Below are 20,133 nucleotides of genomic sequence, written 5' to 3'. Positions count from 1 at the left end.
TTTTGCCGTTGGCGAATATCAGACTCCAGTTTGTGAACGATGAGCGCCGCCCTGTACAGCAGCATTCGGTTCAGCGGAGTGGCACTTGGACCGCCGATGGTTCGCTGCTGCTGATGTCAAGGGGGCATTGGAAGGTATTTGAACTGTAGCGGGGTTAGGTATGGCTGATTACTTCGTGTGCATGAGAGTGGCGTCCTCGGCTGCGCTGTGATGCATAGACGAAGAGGTAGATTACGAGCAGCAGGACAGGTGCGATTATGGAGTATCTGTACATAACGGCATAACTTGTATATAAGGCAATTGCTCCAAGCAGCAAGGTGCCGATGGCGACTCCGAGATCAAGGGAGTTAAAGAACATGCCGTTAGCCAGTCCGCGCTGGCGCGGTTCTACGGATTGGATCATCCAGGTCTGGAGTGCAGGCTGCATCGACCCGAAGCCGAAGCCGTAACATAGGGCGGCTGGGAACAGTGCAGCTGTCGTTGATGCAAAAGAGAGCAGCAGCAAACCGCCGGCGATAAACAGGCTTCCCGGGATGAGCAGGGCTGCCGGGCCAAAGCGGTCATAAATCCTGCCGGACAGCGGACGGATAATCACAATCGAAACGGCATTGAACAGGAAGAAGTAGGCTACATGGGACAGGTTTTTCTCAGCTCCGAAGAGCGCCAGGAAGCCAATCAGCCCGCCATAGGAGATGGATAACAGGAAGTTAAGCAGGCAGGGAAGAAACAGCCTGCGGTACGCCCCGCCCCCGGAGGCTGAAGCGGGTACTCCTGCGGGCTCTTTGTGCTGCGGGGGCAAGGTTTTGGCCAGGCGGTAGCCCAGCGGGAAGATGATGGCCAGCGCAGCTCCCGCGCCGAGGAGCAGGGAGCCAAAGCCGGGTCCCTGCAGCAGGCTGAGCCCGATCAGCGGACCGGCGGACATCGCCAGACTGGTGGACAACCCGAAATAACCCATGCCTTCACCCATCCGGCGGACAGGGATCACATCCGAGGCCATAGTCGGAAAGGCAGTACTGGCCATTCCGAAGCCAACGCCGAATAACATCCGGAGCAGCAGCAGGGCGGCGATACTGCCTGCGAAGTAGTAGCCGGCCACGGCCGCGAGTGAAACGGACAGTCCGAGGAAGATCAGCAGATTACGGCCGCCCTTCTCCATGGCTTTGGCCGAGAATAGACGGGAAGCGATAGCGCTGAGTGCAAATAGGCTGGTTACGAGGCTGACCTGCACGGAAGTTGCATGCAGTGTACCTTCCGCATACGCCGGAAGGGTGGATAAGGTCATCTGCAGGCCCGTGAACAGCAGCAGATTGCATAGGGTGAGAGTAATGAAGGACTTGGTCCAAAGACGTTCTGTTGAATTGCTCAAAGGTGTATGCTCCTATTCTTGATGGTTGGTGTTGTGGTAGATCAGCTCCAGCATGCTGCGGAGCTCTTCAAGCTGATGCGGATTCAGTCCGGCCACGGCAGTATTAATGGTCTGCTGCTCGAGTTCGAGCGTATTTCCGATAAGCGACTGCCCTTCTTCTGTGGCGTAGAGCTGAAAAGCCCTGCGGTCACCGGGATTCATTGACTTGCTGATGAACCCTTTCTTGAGAAGGAGCTCAACGATCCGTGCAGTGGTCGGCTGGTCCTTGGCGGCAGCAGCGGCAACCTCCTTCTGGCTGATTCCGCTGCGGTCACAGATCATGAGCAGGACCGACCATTGCTCGGGAGTAATATCATAAGGCTTCAGAGCCCTGGCAAATCCGGTGGTAATCCTGCGGTGGGTGGAGCCCAGCAGGAAACCGAGAAATTGCTGCGGAGAAGAATGCGGCATAAATTTGCTCCTTCGAATATAGTTGTCATGACAATTATAATTACAACAATCAAATTGGTCAAGGCATTTGCGGGACAGCAAACAACAAAAAGCCCCGCTCCGTGTTCGCGGAAAGGGGCTCGAACTAAAAAACCGTTATGAGTTTAAACTTGCGGCACTTTCTCCCAATCCTTCAGGAAACGCTCAATTCCGTTGTCTGTCAGCGGGTGCTTCCAGAGGGAAGGTAAGAGTGAACCCGGGATGGTCGCAATATGAGCGCCGGCAATAGCTGCTTGCTCTACATGGGCGATATTGCGGATGCTGGCTGCAATAATTTCGGATTTCAGGCCATAGTTGGTAAGAATGGTCTTCAGATCCTTGATCAGCTTCATGCCGTCAACGCCGATATCGTCCAGACGTCCGACGAACGGGCTGATATAAGTAGCACCTGCTTTGGCTGCCATGAGGCCCTGAGCAGCAGAGAATACGAGCGTAACGTTAGTTTTGATGCCTTTCTTAGTCAGTTCATAACAAGCTTCAAGACCATCTTCAGTCATTGGCAGCTTGATTACGACATTCGGAGCCCATTCAGCGATTTCGTAAGCTTCCTTAAGCATCTCTTCCGCTGTGAGACCGATAACTTCAGCACTGACCGGACCGGGAACAATCGCCACGATCTCCTTGATTACATCTTTAAACAATCTGCCTTCCTTGGCGATCAGCGACGGGTTCGTCGTTACGCCATCCACTAATCCGAGGCGGGTAATACGTTTGATTTCCTCAATATTTCCGGTATCCAAGAAAAATTTCATTTCCAGGTATCCTCCCTTGATTTCGTATGGATTGACAAATCAGTTTGCTCCACTTCATTATGAGACATGCCACGGGAAGTTTCAACTGTTAATTTGAATATCTCAAAATAACTTTATAGATGAAACGCTTAAATAAACATTTCTTGCGTCTGGGCCATTCACGGCAGACTTCTCTACATGATAATATAGAAACGGTATTGTCCATTTCATGCGATTGGCGGTGAAGGGAATATTTACTTTGATTGGAAGTGTGGTGCTGTTTCTGCTGTTCGCCGCCGGAATTATTGCCTTTCAGAACAGCAGAATGCTTGCTGAACGGGAGAATGATTCATCCAGAGCCTACACCGGCCATTTGATGTATTCTGTATATCATCAGACTTTCTCTCCAAATGAGGAGTTGCCGGAAGCAGTCCCTTTGTTTCAATTCACACTGTTTGACGGGGCGGACGAAGAGTCCTTCATCACGCATGCGCTGTGCAGGGTTGCTGCCGGACGGGGCGAGATGGTGTTATCCGACGCGCAGAATTATATGCTCAGCAATCTCCGCCAGGCCGCGCTGCAGGGAGTCCGGTTTGAACATTTATCTTTTCCGGGCAAGGCTGCCCGCAGGGGGGAGAAGGAATTGATTAAAGCGCTGGAGACTGCGGCGAAACAGGAGGCCGAACATGCAAATCACCGTTAACAATGTAGTGATTTCAGTAAGTGAAGGCGATATTACCGCCTGGCAGGGTGAGATGATTGTGAATGCATCCAACTCAGGTCTCTACGGGGGCGGGGGAGTGGACGGGGCGATTCACCGGGCAGGCGGACCCCGCATTGCGGAAGAATGCGCTGTAATCCGGCAGAAGCAAGGCGGAATACTCCCGGGACAAGCCGCGGTAACCACAGCAGGTCTTCTCCCGTTCCGGGGAATCATTCATACTGTAGGACCGATTTGGAAAGGGGGCACTGCAGGCGAGACGGCTATTTTATCCCAATGTTATAGCAGCAGCCTCAGTCTGGCATGCTCCTACGGAGCACGGAGTGTGGCCTTTCCGAACATCAGTACCGGAATATTTAACTTTCCCAAAGAGCTGGCCTGCAAGACGGCGCTGGATTCAGCCGTCACTTATGTGCGTGAACGGACATCAGCGGAGCTCCCGCTGCAGCGGATTGAATTTATCTGCTTTGAACATGACAATGCCATATTGTATGAGGCCATGCTCAACGATTATATCTGAGCTGACAGTGTAGGCCTGCCCGCTGATCTGTTCGGGCTTACATATTGTCCTTAACTATCCGTTAGGCGTGATATTTACCCGTGGGTGCGTTCAGTACCCATTCGAGCATCATCATCATATCTTCCAGCCGGGTTAGCTGGACATTCAGCGCTGCCCGCTGCGGATCACCGGCAGACAAGGGTGCCAGCCGCGACTCCAGAGATCTGCGCTGAAGCGTCAATTCGTTGATTTTGGATTGAATCTGATTTTCGGTTCTCATCCGGAATCCTCCTGGTGTGCATTATTGTACTTGGTTCATTATAACGGATAACATGGGGGTAATAAAATGAGTATCAATGTTAAGCAGCTGGCAGCAGAGAAAGCCGTCGAGTACGTGCAGGACGGAATGAAGGTAGGGCTGGGTACGGGTTCTACGGCTTACTGGGCCATCCGCAAGCTGGGTGAACGTGTTAGCGAAGGCTTAAACATCACGGCAGTGGCAACCTCGCAGGCTTCGGAGGATCAGGCCCGTGAGCTGGGGATTCCGCTGGTTGCTTTTGGCGAAGTGGATTCTCTGGATCTGACCATTGACGGCGCGGATGAGCTTGATGGTGCACTGCAGCTGATCAAAGGGGGAGGCGGAGCGCTTCTCCGCGAGAAGATTGTTGCGATGGGCAGCACCCGTATGATTGTGGTAGCAGATGAGAGCAAGGCAGTGACCACACTTGGCAAATTCCCTCTGCCCGTTGAGATCGTGCCGTTTGCCTGGGAATGGACTGTCGCTGACCTGGCCAAGCTTGGCTGTAAGCCGGAGCTGCGCCGCAGCGGCGGTGAGCTGTATAAGACGGATAACGGCAACTACATTGCTGACTGCCGCTTCGAGGCTATTGACTCTGCTGCTGATCTGGCGCTTGCCCTCCAGCGTATTCCAGGAGTCGTGGAGCACGGGCTGTTCATCGGTATTGCCGATATGGCAGTGATCGGCAAGAATGACGGCACCATTGAAATCATTGAAGGTGAGAGCAATCTCTAACACGCGTAAACACCGGCGGAAAGGAAAACCGGCGGCAAACAGACAGAAGCTGCCCCCGGGGCGGCGGATACTGGCCTGGCTGCTGCTACTCATATACAGTGCAGTGCTGATCTACTGGATGTTTCTCGGCTTTGGACGGACGGTTCAGACGGAGGGGCCGCTGCGCTACAATCTGGAGCCGCTGCGCACAATGCGTTTGTATTTTGATATGAGTAACGGAGTGTCTTACTCAGGGCGGGTGGTCAACCTGTTGGGTAATGTTGCTGTGTTTGTGCCTTTTGGCATCCTGCTGCCTCTGGTTAGCACCGCCTACCGCTCATTGCTGCGGTTAACGCTAGTATCCGTTCTATGTATAATAGTGCTTGAGCTGATGCAAATGCTGCTGCGGGCGGGCAGCCTGGATATTGATGACCTGCTGCTTAATCTGCTGGGGGTATGGGCGGGATATGCACTGCTGCGTGTTAAACAAACTTTTAGGAGGTCACATAATGTTGATTGATTTGAAGCCACTTGTCGGAACACCTGAGGTGAACGAACTGCTGGCTTATGCGGTTATAGATGATCCGGATGCGCTGGAGCGCACGTCGGCAGAATACCGGGAGCAAGCGGCGCTGCAGCTATGCGGCTGGGAGGAGGAAGGGCTGCTGCTCGGCCTCACCGGCTTTGAAGAGACTGAAGACGGTTCGCTGGATATCCGCCATATTGCAGTGCTGCCGGAGAACCGGGGCAAGGGCTATGCGCGGGGGATGATTCTGGAACTGGTGACGACCCGTCAGCCGCGTTATCTGGTGGCGGAGACCGAAGATGAGATTGCCGCGGATTTCTATCGCAGCCTTGGATTTATGGTATACAGCCTGGGCGAGAATGCAGCCGGAATCGAAATATTCCGCTGTGTGTACGAGGTTGAAGAGACCGAGGACGAGGAGTAGAGCGGAAAGGCTGGCATCAACGTAACAGAACATCACAGACAGAACATACCGGAAGAGAACAGCCATTCAGCACTTTACGGTGCAGGGTGGCTGTTTTTGCGATGGAATGTAAAATTCATGATGAGCGGTTGACTTTTTAAGATTAGGACAATATAGTTTTACTGTGAAACTGTTCTACACGTGAACTATTATTTCGTAAAGGAGGAACCCGCATGAAAAAAGATGCAGAGGAATGGATCAACCGTTACGTGGACGCATATATGGTGGTTACCAGGCAGATTAACGCCAGGCTCAGGGATATTTTTGGCGAAGGGCTGACGAATGACCAGTTCCTGATCCTCCGGCTGATTGCCGGACAGGAGAAATGTACTTCCACCTATCTGGCTGAGGCTGTAGCGGTGGGCAAAAGCTCAATTACGGCTATTATCAACCGGCTGGACGAAGCGGGAATGATTGAGCGGACCCGTGATGAGAATGACCGCCGGCAGGTGTATCTGACGATGACCGAGCATGGCAAAAGTGTCTACAGCACTTCTGAGAAGCAGATGCAGGAGGTTATCTCCCCCTACTTGTTCCACTTCGAGGATCACGATATCGAGCGGTTTATTACGATGTTTGAGAAGCTGGCATTTTTGATGCAGGAACCAGGAGGTAGACAAAATTGAGAACTATTTTAAAAGCAAGATGGGCAATTATCGCTATTTGGCTGGCGGTGGCAGTAGTGCTATTCCTGACCGCCCCGGCTATGTCTGATCTGGTACGGGAGAAGGGGCAGATCTCGGTCCCGGCAGGATACACTTCGTCAAAAGCCGCCGAAATCATGAAGGAAGTGGCAGAAGCCAAAGGCGGGGAAACCGTACATCAGGTTGCGCTTGTGTTCAACAAGCCGGAGGGCCTGCAGGCTGCGGACACCGAGAGTATTAAGCAAGGCGTTGAGAAGCTGGCGGCGAATAAGGCTTCCCTGAATCTCAGTGCGATCACCGATCCTTTTACACAGCCTGAACTTAAGGATACCCTTATTGCCAAAGACGGCAATACAATCATGGTTGCTTTGTCGGTGCAGGGCGGAGAAGAAGAGGTTAAAGAGCTGCCGGCCAAGGCCGGGGCATTGCTGGGGGACGTCACCGCTGATCATTATATGACCAGTGAAGGGCTGATTACAGAAGATACGATTGCCAGCTCTGAAGCCGGGCTGAAGAAGTCGGAATACATTACAGTTGTCTTTATTCTGCTCATTCTGTTCGTTGTGTTCCGCTCGTTCGTAGCGCCGTTTGTGCCGCTGTTAACCGTGGGGCTGAGTTATATTGTGTCACAGTCGGTTGTGGCTTTTCTGGTGGACCGGTTTGATTTCCCCCTGTCCACGTTCACACAGATTTTCATGGTCGCTGTTATGTTCGGGATCGGGACGGATTACTGCATTCTGCTGATCAGCCGGTTCAAGGAAGAGCTTGCCCATTCCGAGGATACGACAAGTGCCATTATCTCTACTTACCGTAAAGCGGGCGGTACCGTATTCTATTCAGGGCTGGCGGTGTTCGTCGGATTCCTGGCGATCGGCCTGTCCAAATTCATGCTGTACCGTTCAGCGGTCGCGGTAGCTGTCGGGATTGCCGTGATGCTGCTGGCGCTCGTGACGATTGTACCGTTCTTCATGGCGGTGCTGGGCCAAAAGCTGTTCTGGCCGTCACGCGGCAAGCTGGAGCACAGCGAGAGCCGGATTTGGGGGGCGGCAGGCTCCTTCTCCCTGAAGAGACCCTGGGCTGCGCTGCTGATTGTGGCAGTCATCGTTGTACCGTTCCTGCTTACATACAGCGGGAAGCTGAGCTTCAACAGCATGGATGAAATCGGCTCGGATTACGCGTCGGTCAAAGGCTTCAACATGATCTCGGAGAGCTTCGGTCCGGGTGAGTCGATGCCGGGCAAGATTGTCATTAAGAATGATGACCGGATGGATACGGCTGAATATATGGGCCTGGCCGAGAAAATCAGCCGTGAGCTGGAAAAGGTGGACGGAGTCAAGGCTGTGCGCAGCATGTCCCGTCCAACCGGGGAGCAAATTAATGACTTCCTGATCCCTACCCAGGTCGCTACGCTCGCCGACGGGCTGGATCAGAGCAATGAAGGCTTAACCAAAATTCAGAGCGGGCTTGCTGAAGCAAGCGAGCAGCTGAAAGAGAATGGGCCGAAACTTACAGAGGCCGTATCCGGGAGCGCCAAGCTGACGGAAGGTACAGCTGAGCTCAAGGCAGGCATCGATGCGCTGGGTGACGGCCTGTCACGTATTGAGAACGGAATCCGCAGCGGATCAGCCGGAGCCGGAGAGATTAAGACCGGCCTCTCGCAGGCGGCGGCAAGCGCGAAACAGCTGGCAGCGGCCAATACGGCACTGCTCGAAGGCTACAAGAAGATCGGAAGCGGCCTGACGGCGCTGGATGGAGGGCTTGCCGGCCTGCAGACACAGCTTCAGGGTGTTGCCGATGCACTGACAGGCCTGCAAGGCTCCTTCACCGGACTTGAGTCCGCGCATCCGGAGCTGCTGCAGGATATCAATTACCAGACGATCAAAGGTACAGTGACGCAGAGCGGCGCTGGAGCTGCAGGGCTGGCCGGAGGGCTGGGCCAGATTTCAGCCCAGCTCAAAGGGGCGGCAGCAGGGCTGAGCGAAGCCAATGCCGGTTATGTCAAAGCGGCAGCAGGCCAATCCGCGCTGGCGAAGGGGCTGGATCAGCTGGTGGCCGGTATCGGCCAACTGCAATCCGGCCTGAATCAGGCGGCAGACGGACAGGAGCAGATTGTCGGCAAGCTTCCGTCCATCACCAGCGGGCTGGATCAGCTGCAAGGCGGACAGCAGCAGCTCGCGGACGGTTTCGGTGAGCTTACAGGCCAGCTTGGCCAGCTGCAGGGCGGACTTACCCAAAGTGCGGATGGCCTGGGACAAATTACTGGCGGCCTGAGTTCCGCGCAGGATTATCTTAAGCAGATTCAGGATGCCAAGGATGACGAGCTGAGCGGGTTCTTCGTACCGGCAGAGGCGCTTGAAGCTGACGGTATTCAGCAGGTATTTGATACCTATCTGTCCGGAGACCGTAAGGTCATGACACTGGATGTTGTATTCGCTGAGAATCCATACAGTGCTGAAGCCATTGACAGTGTCGGAGATATCCAGGCTGCAGTGGACCGTGCTGTGGCCGGTACGAAGCTGGAAAATGCGGAGACAGCCATGAGCGGCGTGACCAGCACCTACAGCGATTTGCAGAAAATCTCTAATGAGGATTACACGCGGACCGTGATTCTGATGCTGGGCGGTATTTTCATTATATTGGTGCTGCTGCTCCGGTCAATCATTATGCCACTGTATCTGATTATCTCACTGCTGATTACCTACTTTACAGCACTGGGCGTAACGGAGGCGATCTTCGTCCATCTGCTGAACTATTCCGGGATCACCTGGACGACTCCATTCTTCAGCTTCGTCATGCTGATTGCCCTCGGGGTAGATTATAGTATCTTCCTGATGGCCCGGTTCAATGAGAATAAAACATGGGATGTGCGTGAAGCCATTCTGCATGCCATGCGGAATATGGGAACGGTAATTCTGTCAGCCGTTGTTATTCTTGGCGGAACCTTCGCCTCGATGTATCCTTCAGGGGTGCTGTCGATGATGCAGATTGCCACCGTGGTGCTATCTGGTCTGGCCCTGTACGCATTGCTGTTCCTTCCGTTCTTCGTGCCGGTAATGGTGCGGATGTTCGGCCGGGCCAACTGGTGGCCGTTCAGTACGGCAGCTGCAGAGGAACAACCCAAATCCCTGAATCTCTAAGGAGCTCTAAATCCCTGAACTTGAGATAACGGTTCCTGTAAAATAACACAAACAACCTCCGGGGCACGGTAACGTGCAGCAGCCGGAGGTTGTTTGCGGTAAAGGTCCTGTATCATTAATAATAAGCCGCTCAGCGCAGCTTGGCGAAATAGCTGCGCAGCGCCCAGCCGCGTTCCTGGCGTTTCTTGTATTTGGGCAAGGTGCGGTAGACGGCAAGCGATTCGGCAAAAGCACGCTTGGCATCTTCCCCGCGCCCCAAAGCCTTGTACATGGAACCCGCCAGATAATAAGCTTCGCTGGAGGAGGTCTGAATCTCCTGGAATTGGCTCACATAGTGGAGTGCCTTGTCATGGTCTACATGCCGGAAGGTTTCGGCAAGTCGAAGGTAGGGCTGCCCGTATTGCGCCCTGCGGTTGATCTCCAGTCCCTTGAGCATCTGGGCTTCTCCTTCGGGAAGCTGGCCCAGCTTGAGGTTAGCATATCCCAGCTCCACCCAATACTCAGCCGATGTTTCGTAACGGTCAACAATTGCTGTCAGAAGCTCCTTGGACTCGCTGTAGCGTTTGCGCTCTGTCATCAGCCGGGCCAGATCGAATTTGGCGGTTACATCGTTCGGGTTCTGTGCAATGGTCAAGCGCAGTTTGGAAATCTGGCGGCTGCGGCGGAAAGGCTTGGAGAAGCTGGGCAGAATGCCTACATAACGGCGGTCTACAAAATATAGAACGACGAGCAGAATGATCAGGGCCAGAAATGGATTGCCGAGCAGACGGTACAGCAGCAGGAAACCTAGAAATTTAATCATGGATAATGAATTCCCTCCGTTATGGTTGTGTTTATGTAAGCTTCCTGCAAGAATTAGAGCAGTATGGCAGGGCAATTATACCATATCCTCCTTTTTTAAGGCCATGGCCTTATTATGCAGTGTTAATGGCACTACAATTGACAGCCCGTAGGGTAAGACTTAAGCTTTGTGTACAATGATATTGTCTCATAGCTATATATGCTCTTACATATTGGATTCAATTAATTCTCTGAGAGAAGGATGAACTATGGAGACACTGACAAGCAAGGTCAATTTACGCCTGCTGGGGCAGTCGGATTTATCCGTATCGCCGCTTGGACTCGGCTGCTGGCAGTTCAGCCGGGGAAGCGGCATCGTGGGCCGCTACTGGAGTAATCTCACTGATGCGGATATTCTGGATATTGTACGGGTCAGCCTGGAAGGCGGCATGAACTGGGTCGATACGGCAGAAATCTATGGAGGGGGCAAATCGGAAGAGGCGCTGGCTCATGTGCTGGATCAGCTCCGGAAGGAAGGCAACCCGCATGCCGCACCGCTGATCGCTACCAAGTGGTGGCCGTTGCTGCGGACAGCCGGCTCCATTACCGCAACGATTGACCAGCGCATCGCCTGTCTGGGAGGAAGAGGAATTGATCTGTATCAGATTCATCAGCCGTTCTCCTTATCCTCCATTGCCAGTGAGATGAAAGCTATGGCTGGACTTGTGGGGGCAGGCAAAATCCGTTATGTGGGCGTAAGCAATTATTCCGCCAAGCAGATGGTGGAGGCACACCGGCTGTTGAAAACCTTCGGGCTCCCGCTGGTATCCAATCAGGTCAAATACAATCTGCTGCACCGCAATATCGATCAGAATGGGACTCTGGCCGCTGCCAAGGAGCTGGGGATTTCCATTATCGCCTACTCTCCATTGCAGCAAGGCATCCTGACCGGTCGCTTCCACAATGATCCGTCGCAGATTGCTGCAGTCTCCCGGATACGGCGGATGCAATCGGGTCTGGACGATGCCGGTCTGACCCGCAGTAAGCCGCTGATTGATTCTCTGGGTAAGCTGGCAGAGAAATATGAGGTGACACCGGGCCAGGTAGCCCTTAACTGGCTCATTCATTATCATGGCGACACCGTAGTTGCCATCCCGGGAGCATCCAAAGCCCGCCATGCCCGGGAGAATATCGGTGCCATGGCCTTCCGGCTAAACCAGGAGGAGCTGGGACTGCTGGATGAAGCATCCTGGGCAGCACTGAAGAGATAAGCGGTAATTGTGTTTGTACATAGCCTCCGGCCGGGTTAGCGGCCTGGAGGTTATTTTTTTGCTTAAATTAATAAATAACTGTTTAAGACTGGAAAGAGCAGGTTATATAAGGGATAAGATATTTCGCACTCACGCAAACTAAGGTGAAGATTACAGAAGGAGGTTGAACTTCAATGAGTATGAGCGTACATAATCTTATGGCTTTTAATCATCAGTTTTTTAGACCTCAGCCCGTTCTTAATCCTAAGCCGCAGAAGTCAGAAGACAAAGTCCAGAGCTTTCAGGAAGTTCTCAATGAGAAGCTGAGCGCTTATGGCGATAGGAAGAAATGAATCTCAAATAGGAACCGCCAGATGCAGAATATATCGCAGCAAACTATAGAACCAGAAGAAGCAGGTGCTTTCCCGGATGGGGGGCACCTGCTTCTTTGTATATCTGGTTATTTCACTCTACTTACCTGGTGCAGCTTAGCGTTTAATTCGTATTTCCGGAAGAGCTTATATTGGCTGCCGACTGCAGGCGGGCAGCAATGGCGAGGAAATCGTCCTCGGAGATGCCCGGAGCGAATTCTTCAGGCACCTCTGGCGCCTCGGGAACCGGGAAGCCCTTAGGTATACCTTCGATTACTTCGAGCGGCTGTCCATCCTCCGGATGCAGCCCCTTCCAGATCTGCCTGATCGCTGTGAAGTCACCATCGCTGTTCGTATACAGCTTCGTATGAACGCCTCTGGACTCGTATTTCCGGGTCTCATTAAAAGCCTTGTTGCTGAGGGAAGGGATTGGAATTAGCTTGCTGACATCAACACCGGTAGCCACCTCCAGCGCTTTGGCATAAGCCACTACATGGACTCCCCCGCGGACCAGCAGATAACCTATAACCTCACGCGCAGCCGGATGGTCGGTCAATTCATACACCTTCATCTTGTGTGTACGGGCACCGCACTCCAGGAAGAAGTTATGCAGCAGATCGAGAATCAGATTCCCGCTGTTGAAGACATATTCACCGCTCCAGGGACGGCCCATAGAGTCGAAGGGCATAGCGGATTGGGCTCCGCCGAGGGCGAAATATGTATTTCGCGCATCTTTGAACGGATTAAGCGGAGTCTGATCCGGTTCCTTATAGGCTGTTGATCCGCACAGGCATTTATTGACCGCATGCGATACCAGTTCTACATGACCAAGTTCTTCTGCAGTGATACTTGTAACGAGATCGTAGAAGGGCTTGAGCTTTTTTTTGCTGCGGAAATTAAACGACTGGAACAGATAGTTATTCAGTGTCGACATCTCGCCGAATTTACCGCCAAGCAGCTCTTGAACTGCTGCTGCGGCATTTGGATCGGGACGCTCCACTTCAGGAATCTCAATGGCAATTTCGTCAAAGCGCTTGAACATAAACGCACCTGCCTCACTATAGAGTATTGTTGGCCTGCCGGCCATTCTCCGCTCTATAGTGTCTCTATATCAGGCAATCTATTCATATTTTCGGTCAAGCGGCTTAATATCCACCCCGCACACGCTTGGATTTGCGGAGCTTAGGCTCAGAACCTGGCGGCTGCCTGATGATCCATTGGAGATATGCGGCGATCCTGGGGTCGTGTCTAAGGTTGTCTAGCGTTGTCAGGCCAAGAATGACCAGATCGCTGTTGGTATACAGGGCATGAATCTGCCGGTGGCAAGCCTTGCAGAGAAGAGCGGTAGGCAGCAGGGCTCCGCCTTTCTCACGGGGAATCAGATGATGGACGGTGGTTGCGAGAGGGGAACGGCCGCATAGCTCACACTTGCCCAAGGCTTGTTCTTTCATGTGCTACGGCCGGACTTCGAAGAATTCGCATCGGCTGCGCGAATAATAGGTCAAATCGCTGACCCGGGACTGGATCACAACATCTGAATCTGTGAAGCGGACCACAGTTGCACCGGAATTCACTAGATGGTCATCCTGGAATACACGGACGGGCAGCTTGCGGTCAATCGCTTCCTGGAGATCGCTGTCGGTCAGCAAAGGACGGTTGATGGGCATGGGATAAATCTCCTTTTTATAGGGATGAAAGAAGTTCAGTAAATACAAACAGTATACCCGCGAGCAGGCCATAAATCCACTTCGCTCATCCCGGTTAAGCAGTACTTGCACTGGAAACGTAATCACTTCTATACTGTGGGTTAACCTGGAGCAGGAGCTGATACGATGAAAATTCTTAACAAATTCGCTGTTGTGCCGCTGGTTCTGCAATGGGTATTGAACCTGTCCCTTGTTGTACTCGCTTTGATTCTGGTCATTTTCCTGGGCAAGGAAACAGTATACATCTTCAGCCACATTAATGATGCCAGTGAATTATCCAAGCTGGAGCTGCTCGAAGGGATACTGGTGTATTTCCTGTATTTCGAATTCATTGCGCTGATTATCAAGTATTTCGAGGCCCATTATCATTTCCCGCTCCGTTATTTCATCTATATCGGCATTACGGCGATCATCCGGCTGATCATCATCGATCATGAGAGTCCGCTGGACACTATATTGTATTCCGGTGCCATACTTGTACTGGTGATCACGCTGTATCTAGCCAACACCAAGCAATTGAAGCGCGAATAAATCGCTTATCCACATTTTACGAGGCTGTCCCAAAAGCCATGAAATGGCTGCTTGGGACGGCCCCTCTTTTTTGAGTTGGATTAACTTGTGAACGTGGTGTGGACGCTGCGCGAACGGACCGTTGCTACAATCGCTGTGATCTCCAGATTTTATTTATTTCCCTTAGCGGTAAAAATCCGGAGAGCAAGGCGACCGCTACCGCTTTTCCACAATCAGTCCGTCCTCTCCGCTGTTAAAGCGGGGGGCGTTTCTAAAAGGTCTTTCAAAAATCACAAAAAGAAATCGCTCGTTTTGGTAAAATGGAGGTACCACCCAACCATTCCCAAAGGAGCGATTTCTTTGTACATTTAATAGTCCATGGACCAACTTTGCTTGCCCATGGATCTCGAAGAAGATATTCCTTCGAACCACCTCGATCGCGTTCGTGAATGCAGCCGTCAACCGGCTGGAATCAGATCCTCGGGATATTGCCAAAGACAGTCATTGCGGATGCAGGTTATGGCAGCGAAGAAAACTACGCCTATCTGGAAAGGGAAGAGATTCAGGCGGTAGTAAAGTACGGCAGCTACCACAAGGAAAAGAGCTAAGCCTGGAAAGCGAATGTTGGTAAAATTGAGAACTGGATACACCATACAGCCGAGGATAACTGGACGTGCCCAGCCGGGAAAATGCTGCATTTTCATAGGGAAAGCAAAGAGACCTTAGAGAGCGGCTATAAAATTTGTAGACGTCATTACCGAAGCGGCTCCTGTGACGGCTGCCCCCTAAAGGAGCATTGCACGAAAGCGGCAGGAAATCGGGAGGTGGTCGTCAGTTTGGAACGACTACGATACCAGAAACAGGCTCGGGAAATTCTACGGAGTGAGGAAGGTTACGCCTTGGCCGTACGCCGAATGACGGAGCCAGAAAGTGTGTTTGGACAACTGAAGAACAACCGTGGGTTCCGGTGATTTCTGCTTCGCGGCTTGGAGAAAGTGACGCTTGAGGTCGGATGGCTTTCCCTTGCTCATAATCTGCTGAAGCAAGCCACCAATGACCAAAAACGCAGAGCAGCGATCCTCCAATAACGGGAGAATCGCTGCTCTGCTCACTTTTTGTAGTATTAAGAATGAAGAGAACTGTCTTCCGCGGTAGAAAACCTACTTTTGGGAAAGCCCCGTTGTGCGTTCTGGACTGAATAGCAGTCTGGTTTCTTCTGTATTGAAGCCTCGCGTTTGGTAAAGCTGCCGAATCGGAAATATTTCCACCATAAATCGGCGGTTTGCCTCCTCAAAAAAAAACACTCGCCTACTGTACACTAAATCTTGTAAGAGAAACCTTTGAGAGGGGTACAGAGGAATGAAAAAAGCAAAGTACTTGGCGCTGACGCTGGTTTCCATCATACTCATAGGTTCGCCCGCGGCATTCGGAGCTAACAACAACAGCGGCAACATTGCTGCGGATAAATATACGGGTAACAATACAGCAAGCGCGAATGCACCAACCTCCGGGGAGAAGAATACAGAGCCCGAAGCGAAGGTAAAGCTTACTTTCTGGACAATGGGCGACATGAACTATGAAGAGCTGGCCAATACATACATGAAGGAACACCCGAATGTAACCATTAAGGTGCAGAACACCGGTGACACGAATGCACACCATAACAAACTGGCGGCAGCATTCTCGGCAGGTTCGGGTACACCTGATATTTTCCAGCTTGAGGCCGGTTTCATGGAACATTACCTGGGTGTTCAGGACAAATTCTATAATCTGAACGACCTTGGAGCCAAAGATATCCAGACGGACTTTCTAAAATGGAAGTGGAAACAAGCCTCATCCGTGGACGGCAGCTTCCAGCTTGGACTTCCGGCTGATATCGGACCAACTGTGGTCTATTACCGCACCGATCTGGCTGAAGCAGCCGGCCTGCCCGGCGACCCTGAAGGGTTCAGCGCAGCGATCGATACATGGGATAAATTCGCTGCTGTCGCCAAAGATTTCAAAGAAATAACCGGGAAGTACTTTTCCGACCTGACGGATCTTACGTTTAATGCACTTCGAGACCAGTCTGTAGATGAAATCTATTTCAGCAGAACAGATGGAACATTCTTCGGCGACACCAATCCGTATGTGAAGAGAGCGTATGACTTTACTGTTAAAGGCATTCAGGAAGGCTGGATCAGCAATTCGGAGATCTGGTCGCCTGAATGGGAACAAGGCATGAATGACGGTTCATTCGCAGTTGTGATAGGACCGGCATGGCTTGCCGGCAAAATCAAAAGCAGTGCACCTGATTCTTCCGGAAAATGGAGAATTGCTCAGCTTTCTGAAGGCGTCGGCAACTGGGGCGGTTCGTTCATTACCCTGCCTAAGGAAGGGAAGCATCCGAAGGAAGCCTATGAATTCATCCAGTGGCTCGTTAACAAGGAGAATCAGCTGGAGTCCTTCAAGACCAAAGGGTTGATCCCCTCGACCCCTGCTCTGTATGAAGATCCTGCATTCGCAGATTTCAAGGATGAGTTCTTCGGCGGCCAGCAGACTGCTGTTGAATTCGGTAAAGCGGCTAACCGTGTTAAATGGGTATACTACGGACCGCTGCATGACAAGGCGGATACCTTCTTCAAGAATGCGCTGAGAAACGTGTCGGAAAAGAAAGCCGATCCGGCCAAAGAATGGAACTATGCAGTGAAGCAGGCGAAAACGCTTGCTCCACCCGGTTAACCAATCTATAAATGACTGCGACAGGAAATAAAGAATGCTATGAAGAATAATAATAGACAGAGTCAGCTGGAGGAAGGGAACATACATGAAGCTCCGTCGTAAGATCTTGTTCGCTATTATTCTTCTCGTCTTCATTCCCGTGATCGTCATGGGGATTGTTACGTATGTCAATTTCTCTAATGCTATGGAGAAGAAATCAAGCAATTTCTACTGGATCTCCCTGCAGGAGACGGACCGCAAGCTGAAGTTCGCGCTCAGTGAGATTTCATCGACCACCAATTCAGCCATTACGCAGCCGCCAATTCAGCAGGCGCTCAAGCAGCAGAACTTTGTCCTCACCTATGACAACAAGCAGTTGATCAACAATCTGCTGTTAATTCATCCAATGATCACCTCCTTCAGCCTATACGGCAAAGACCGGCTGATCTATCAATATAACGCGCCGATGTCTTTTGCCGAAATGCAAAATCAGGTCTGGTTCGGAGCGATGAATAGTGCCGAGGGGCGTCCTGTCTGGTCCGGTCCCGGAGAGAACGGCTCGGCAAGCGCGGGTAAACCTGTGCTTGTGCAGGCAAGAGTGATTAAGGATTTCTATTCTCTGGAGGATATTGGCTACCTGGTCGTTTACGTGAAGCCGGATTTGCTCGATCAAATCTTCTGGGAGGCTGCCACCTTGAAGAAAGGGGATATTCTGCTGGTGAACAAGCAGGGCAATATCGTCTTTAACAAGTCGGGGGAGCATATTGGTGAGCGGACGGATTTTCCATTTTTGCAGGAGGATTATACGCAGGAGCAGGACTATTACATTGACAATTATCAGGAGGAGCGGTCTCTGATCACTTTCCTGCCCTCACATAATTCAGACTGGTATCTGGCTGCTATTACACCGATGAATCTGATTTCATCAGAATCGGTATCTATCCGTAATATTGCGGTTATCCTCGGGATTGTGTCGCTGCTGTCTGCTTTTCTGTTCGACCATTATTTCATCCGCAGGCTTGTCCGCAGCATTAACAGTGCGGTGAATGGAATGAAGCGGGTCAAGCAGGGGATATTCATCCCGATCCCCGTACCGCTCCGTGCCAATGATGAGAGTGATTCCCTCATTGACGGCTTCAACCGGATGAGCTCGCAAATCAATGAATTGATTGAGCAGGTGCAGACGGAACAGGGGCGCAAGAAGGAAGCGGAAATGAAGGCGCTGATGGCGCAGATTAACCCGCACTTCATCTATAATTCACTGGAATCGATTAATTCGATGGCCGTGCTGGCAGGTAACAGGGATATCAGTAAAATGGTTATTTCGCTCGGCAGGCTGCTGCGGATCAGCATCAGCCAGAACCAGGAGCTGATTCCGCTGCAAATGGAATTCGAGCATGTCCGCCATTATCTCGATATTCAGAAGTTCCGTTTCGGAGAGAAGTTCTCGTATGAGCTGGAGCTGCCTGAACCGCTGAGGTACGTGATGACCCAGAAGCTGATTGTCCAGCCGATCGTCGAAAACGCTTTATATCATGCAGTTGAACAGATGGAGGAGCATGGCACCATTACGGTCAAGGCACAGGAGAACGGCAATGATGTTATCATTATCGTCAAGGATAACGGACCGGGCTTTGACCTTGAGGTGCTAATGAGCCAATGGAACAAGGAAAGGGCCAATGCCAAGAAATACAGTGACAGCGGGGTGGGCCTGAAGAATGTGCATGAGCGCCTGAACATCCGGTTCGGCAATCCCTATGGCATTCTGGTCTGCTCATCTCCCGGCTTTGGATCAACAATTTGTATCCGGATTCCGAAGATTCAGCCGTCATGAGAAGGAGAAACCAAATGAAAGAGGAGCGGAGTATTGCTAGATGGTTGACCAATTGGGGATGGATTCTGCTCTATACTGTACTAATGTCCGGTGCGGTATGGTTCATTATGCAGGAAGACAGCGGGCAGATCGAAGATAACTCTCCCGAGAAAATCACGCTGACCTTCCGGCACTTCTGGATCAAGGAGCATGACCGTCCGCTTCTGGCCATCTTTGAGGAAGTTGTGAAGAACTATCAGGTGAGCCATCCGAATGTGAAGGTGAACTTCGAGGGTCTGGACCAGACCATTCACCGGGAGCAGAAGCTGAAGAGTGAAATGGTCACTGGAACACCGCCTGATATGTTCGTCCTCTTCGGCGGAGCGGAGATCGAGCCTTATGTGCGTTCGAACCGGCTGATGGATCTAACGGATTTCACCGAAGTGAACGGACTGGGCGATCAATTTAAGGATTTACATCTGTGGACTTTCAATAAGCGTATCTATGGGCTGCCCATTGAGGGCAATGCTGAACCGCTTTATTATAACAAGAGTATCTTCGCTGAGCTCGGACTGGATATTCCCGTAACGGTTGCGGAGCTCGATAGAGTCATTACGAAGCTGAAAGCGGCAGGATATATCCCGTTTGCGCTGGGCAACGAAGACCTCTGGCCCGCAGGGGTCTTCGCCCATTATCTAATGGACCGCTATGCCGGACCCGAGCTTATACAGAAGCTGGTTACCGGGGAGGATGGGGCGAGCTTTCAGAACAGCAGCTACTCGGATGCGTTCCGCCATCTGGATAAATGGATAGATGAAGGTGCTTTCAGTGGTGATTCCAATAATGTATCCACCGAGAATGCTGTGGGTCTGTTCACGGAAGGGAAAGCAGCCATGTATCTTAACGGAAACTGGGACATCAATTTGTTCTCAGGCGCGGCAGCACCGGCAGATTTCCAGAACCAGGTTGGTGTAATTCCGTTTCCCGCGCTGATCAAGGGGGCAGAGACGTCGATCGCCGGCGGCTACACTATAGGAATCGGACTCTCTTCGAGCCTCAGCGGAGCGAAGCGGGAAGCTGCCCTGGAACTGATGAAAGCTTTCTATACGAAGGAGATTCAGACCCGGATAGTATACGAAGGACTGAGAATTCCGTCGATGCGCATTGCCTTCGACCCGGATAAGACCGGCCCGGTGTTTGCCCAGGTCATGGATATGATGGAGGAGAACAATCAGAGCTTTGTGCCATATGACAATCTGTTGTCCCCTGAAGTGAAAACGACATTTCTGAGTGTAATTGAAGAGATGATTGATGGAGGGATGCATACGGATCAGGCTTTACAGCAGCTGCAAGATGCATCCAAGCAATACTGGAATCTGATCCGGAGTTCGGCCGGTCAATAAGCCTGGGGGGGT

The 20,133-nt window shown here is 51.8% G+C and carries 22 protein-coding genes and 1 pseudogene; 15 read left to right on the top strand and 8 right to left on the bottom strand.

What is annotated here, in order from left to right; genetic code table 11:
- Positions 1-8: 8 nt before the first annotated feature.
- Entirely contained in the window at positions 9-149 is a 141-nt protein-coding gene (locus MKZ24_RS23395) for a hypothetical protein (RefSeq protein ID WP_340787184.1), read from the top strand.
- 5 nt (positions 150-154) lie between these two features.
- Here the strand turns inward: MKZ24_RS23395 and MKZ24_RS23390 are convergent, their stop codons facing one another.
- The 3 genes from MKZ24_RS23390 to fsa all read right to left on the bottom strand — a co-directional run bounded on the left by MKZ24_RS23390 (position 155) and on the right by fsa (position 2,607).
- On the bottom strand, positions 155-1,366 hold the full coding sequence (locus tag MKZ24_RS23390; protein ID WP_042235867.1) for an MFS transporter: 1,212 nt from the start codon (positions 1,364-1,366) through the stop codon (positions 155-157).
- Positions 1,367-1,378: 12 nt separating this feature from the next.
- Positions 1,379-1,816 (bottom strand): MarR family winged helix-turn-helix transcriptional regulator, encoded by a 438-nt coding sequence (locus MKZ24_RS23385; protein WP_042235870.1) that lies wholly within the window; start codon positions 1,814-1,816, stop codon positions 1,379-1,381.
- Between the two features lie 143 nt (positions 1,817-1,959).
- Positions 1,960-2,607 carry a fructose-6-phosphate aldolase gene (fsa, locus tag MKZ24_RS23380; protein WP_042213033.1) on the bottom strand — a complete coding sequence of 216 codons (648 nt, stop codon included), beginning with the start codon at positions 2,605-2,607 and terminating at the stop codon, positions 1,960-1,962.
- Positions 2,608-2,845: 238 nt separating this feature from the next.
- Here fsa and MKZ24_RS23375 point away from each other — a divergent pair, with 238 nt between their 5' ends.
- Entirely contained in the window at positions 2,846-3,289 is a 444-nt protein-coding gene (locus MKZ24_RS23375; protein ID WP_340787174.1) for a hypothetical protein, read from the top strand.
- Positions 3,273-3,827: a macro domain-containing protein gene (locus tag MKZ24_RS23370; protein ID WP_340787171.1), complete on the top strand. Its 555-nt coding sequence runs from the start codon at positions 3,273-3,275 to the stop codon at positions 3,825-3,827. Before MKZ24_RS23375 ends, MKZ24_RS23370 begins: the two co-directional genes overlap by 17 nt.
- A gap of 61 nt (positions 3,828-3,888) precedes the next feature.
- Here MKZ24_RS23370 and MKZ24_RS23365 read toward each other — a convergent pair whose 3' ends face one another.
- Positions 3,889-4,086: a hypothetical protein gene (locus MKZ24_RS23365; RefSeq protein ID WP_039298117.1), complete on the bottom strand. Its 198-nt coding sequence runs from the start codon at positions 4,084-4,086 to the stop codon at positions 3,889-3,891.
- A 72-nt stretch (positions 4,087-4,158) separates the two neighbouring features.
- Between MKZ24_RS23365 and rpiA the strand changes: the two genes are divergently transcribed.
- The 5 genes from rpiA (at position 4,159) to MKZ24_RS23340 (ending at position 9,588) form a co-directional block, all read left to right on the top strand.
- Positions 4,159-4,839: a ribose-5-phosphate isomerase RpiA gene (gene rpiA, locus MKZ24_RS23360; RefSeq protein WP_197073117.1), complete on the top strand. Its 681-nt coding sequence runs from the start codon at positions 4,159-4,161 to the stop codon at positions 4,837-4,839.
- Positions 4,808-5,338 (top strand): VanZ family protein, encoded by a 531-nt coding sequence (locus MKZ24_RS23355; RefSeq protein WP_231637857.1) that lies wholly within the window; start codon positions 4,808-4,810, stop codon positions 5,336-5,338. Before rpiA ends, MKZ24_RS23355 begins: the two co-directional genes overlap by 32 nt.
- The gene (locus MKZ24_RS23350; protein ID WP_042235882.1) at positions 5,328-5,768 is read left to right on the top strand and encodes a GNAT family N-acetyltransferase; all 441 of its coding nucleotides are present in this window, start codon (positions 5,328-5,330) and stop codon (positions 5,766-5,768) included. The genes MKZ24_RS23355 and MKZ24_RS23350 overlap by 11 nt, the downstream gene beginning before the upstream one ends.
- A 212-nt stretch (positions 5,769-5,980) precedes the next feature.
- Positions 5,981-6,433 carry a MarR family winged helix-turn-helix transcriptional regulator gene (locus tag MKZ24_RS23345; protein ID WP_042235886.1) on the top strand — a complete coding sequence of 151 codons (453 nt, stop codon included), beginning with the start codon at positions 5,981-5,983 and terminating at the stop codon, positions 6,431-6,433.
- Positions 6,430-9,588 (top strand): MMPL family transporter, encoded by a 3,159-nt coding sequence (locus tag MKZ24_RS23340; protein ID WP_042235890.1) that lies wholly within the window; start codon positions 6,430-6,432, stop codon positions 9,586-9,588. Before MKZ24_RS23345 ends, MKZ24_RS23340 begins: the two co-directional genes overlap by 4 nt.
- A gap of 130 nt (positions 9,589-9,718) precedes the next feature.
- Here MKZ24_RS23340 and MKZ24_RS23335 read toward each other — a convergent pair whose 3' ends face one another.
- Positions 9,719-10,390: a tetratricopeptide repeat protein gene (locus MKZ24_RS23335; protein WP_042235893.1), complete on the bottom strand. Its 672-nt coding sequence runs from the start codon at positions 10,388-10,390 to the stop codon at positions 9,719-9,721.
- Positions 10,391-10,637: 247 nt separating this feature from the next.
- On the opposite strand from MKZ24_RS23335, the gene MKZ24_RS23330 reads away from it, so the two are divergent.
- Positions 10,638-11,639, top strand: a complete 1,002-nt coding sequence (locus tag MKZ24_RS23330; RefSeq protein WP_042235895.1) for an aldo/keto reductase — start codon at positions 10,638-10,640, stop codon at positions 11,637-11,639.
- A 173-nt stretch (positions 11,640-11,812) separates the two neighbouring features.
- On the top strand, positions 11,813-11,971 hold the full coding sequence (locus tag MKZ24_RS23325) for a hypothetical protein (RefSeq protein WP_197073083.1): 159 nt from the start codon (positions 11,813-11,815) through the stop codon (positions 11,969-11,971).
- Between the two features lie 142 nt (positions 11,972-12,113).
- Here the strand turns inward: MKZ24_RS23325 and MKZ24_RS23320 are convergent, their stop codons facing one another.
- The 3 genes from MKZ24_RS23320 to MKZ24_RS23310 form a co-directional block, all read right to left on the bottom strand.
- Positions 12,114-13,031 carry a manganese catalase family protein gene (locus MKZ24_RS23320; RefSeq protein ID WP_042235898.1) on the bottom strand — a complete coding sequence of 306 codons (918 nt, stop codon included), beginning with the start codon at positions 13,029-13,031 and terminating at the stop codon, positions 12,114-12,116.
- Between the two features lie 103 nt (positions 13,032-13,134).
- Entirely contained in the window at positions 13,135-13,440 is a 306-nt protein-coding gene (locus MKZ24_RS23315) for an HNH endonuclease (protein ID WP_081956504.1), read from the bottom strand.
- A gap of 3 nt (positions 13,441-13,443) precedes the next feature.
- Positions 13,444-13,656 (bottom strand): hypothetical protein, encoded by a 213-nt coding sequence (locus MKZ24_RS23310; protein WP_039298136.1) that lies wholly within the window; start codon positions 13,654-13,656, stop codon positions 13,444-13,446.
- A 165-nt stretch (positions 13,657-13,821) separates the two neighbouring features.
- On the opposite strand from MKZ24_RS23310, the gene psiE reads away from it, so the two are divergent.
- The 5 genes and pseudogenes from psiE to MKZ24_RS23280 all read left to right on the top strand — a co-directional run bounded on the left by psiE (position 13,822) and on the right by MKZ24_RS23280 (position 20,121).
- Positions 13,822-14,226, top strand: a complete 405-nt coding sequence (psiE, locus tag MKZ24_RS23305) for a phosphate-starvation-inducible protein PsiE (RefSeq protein WP_042235901.1) — start codon at positions 13,822-13,824, stop codon at positions 14,224-14,226.
- A gap of 458 nt (positions 14,227-14,684) precedes the next feature.
- Positions 14,685-15,293, top strand: a pseudogene (locus tag MKZ24_RS33145) (transposase); the annotation flags it as partial.
- Positions 15,294-15,564: 271 nt separating this feature from the next.
- Complete coding sequence (locus MKZ24_RS23290; RefSeq protein ID WP_340787142.1) at positions 15,565-16,926, top strand: ABC transporter substrate-binding protein; 1,362 nt, start codon at positions 15,565-15,567, stop codon at positions 16,924-16,926.
- 85 nt (positions 16,927-17,011) lie between these two features.
- A complete protein-coding gene (locus MKZ24_RS23285; protein ID WP_042235905.1) occupies positions 17,012-18,739 on the top strand; it encodes a cache domain-containing sensor histidine kinase in 1,728 nt (575 codons plus the stop codon).
- A 14-nt stretch (positions 18,740-18,753) separates the two neighbouring features.
- Positions 18,754-20,121, top strand: coding sequence for an ABC transporter substrate-binding protein (locus MKZ24_RS23280; RefSeq protein WP_042235908.1), 1,368 nt, complete (start codon positions 18,754-18,756; stop codon positions 20,119-20,121).
- The last annotated feature ends 12 nt before the right edge of the window (positions 20,122-20,133 follow it).

Source organism: Paenibacillus sp. FSL R7-0297 (genome assembly GCF_038009025.1).
Lineage (GTDB): Bacteria > Bacillota > Bacilli > Paenibacillales > Paenibacillaceae > Paenibacillus_AQ.
Note: the sequence above shows the minus strand (reverse complement) of the source record. Positions and strands in the feature narration are given on the sequence as shown.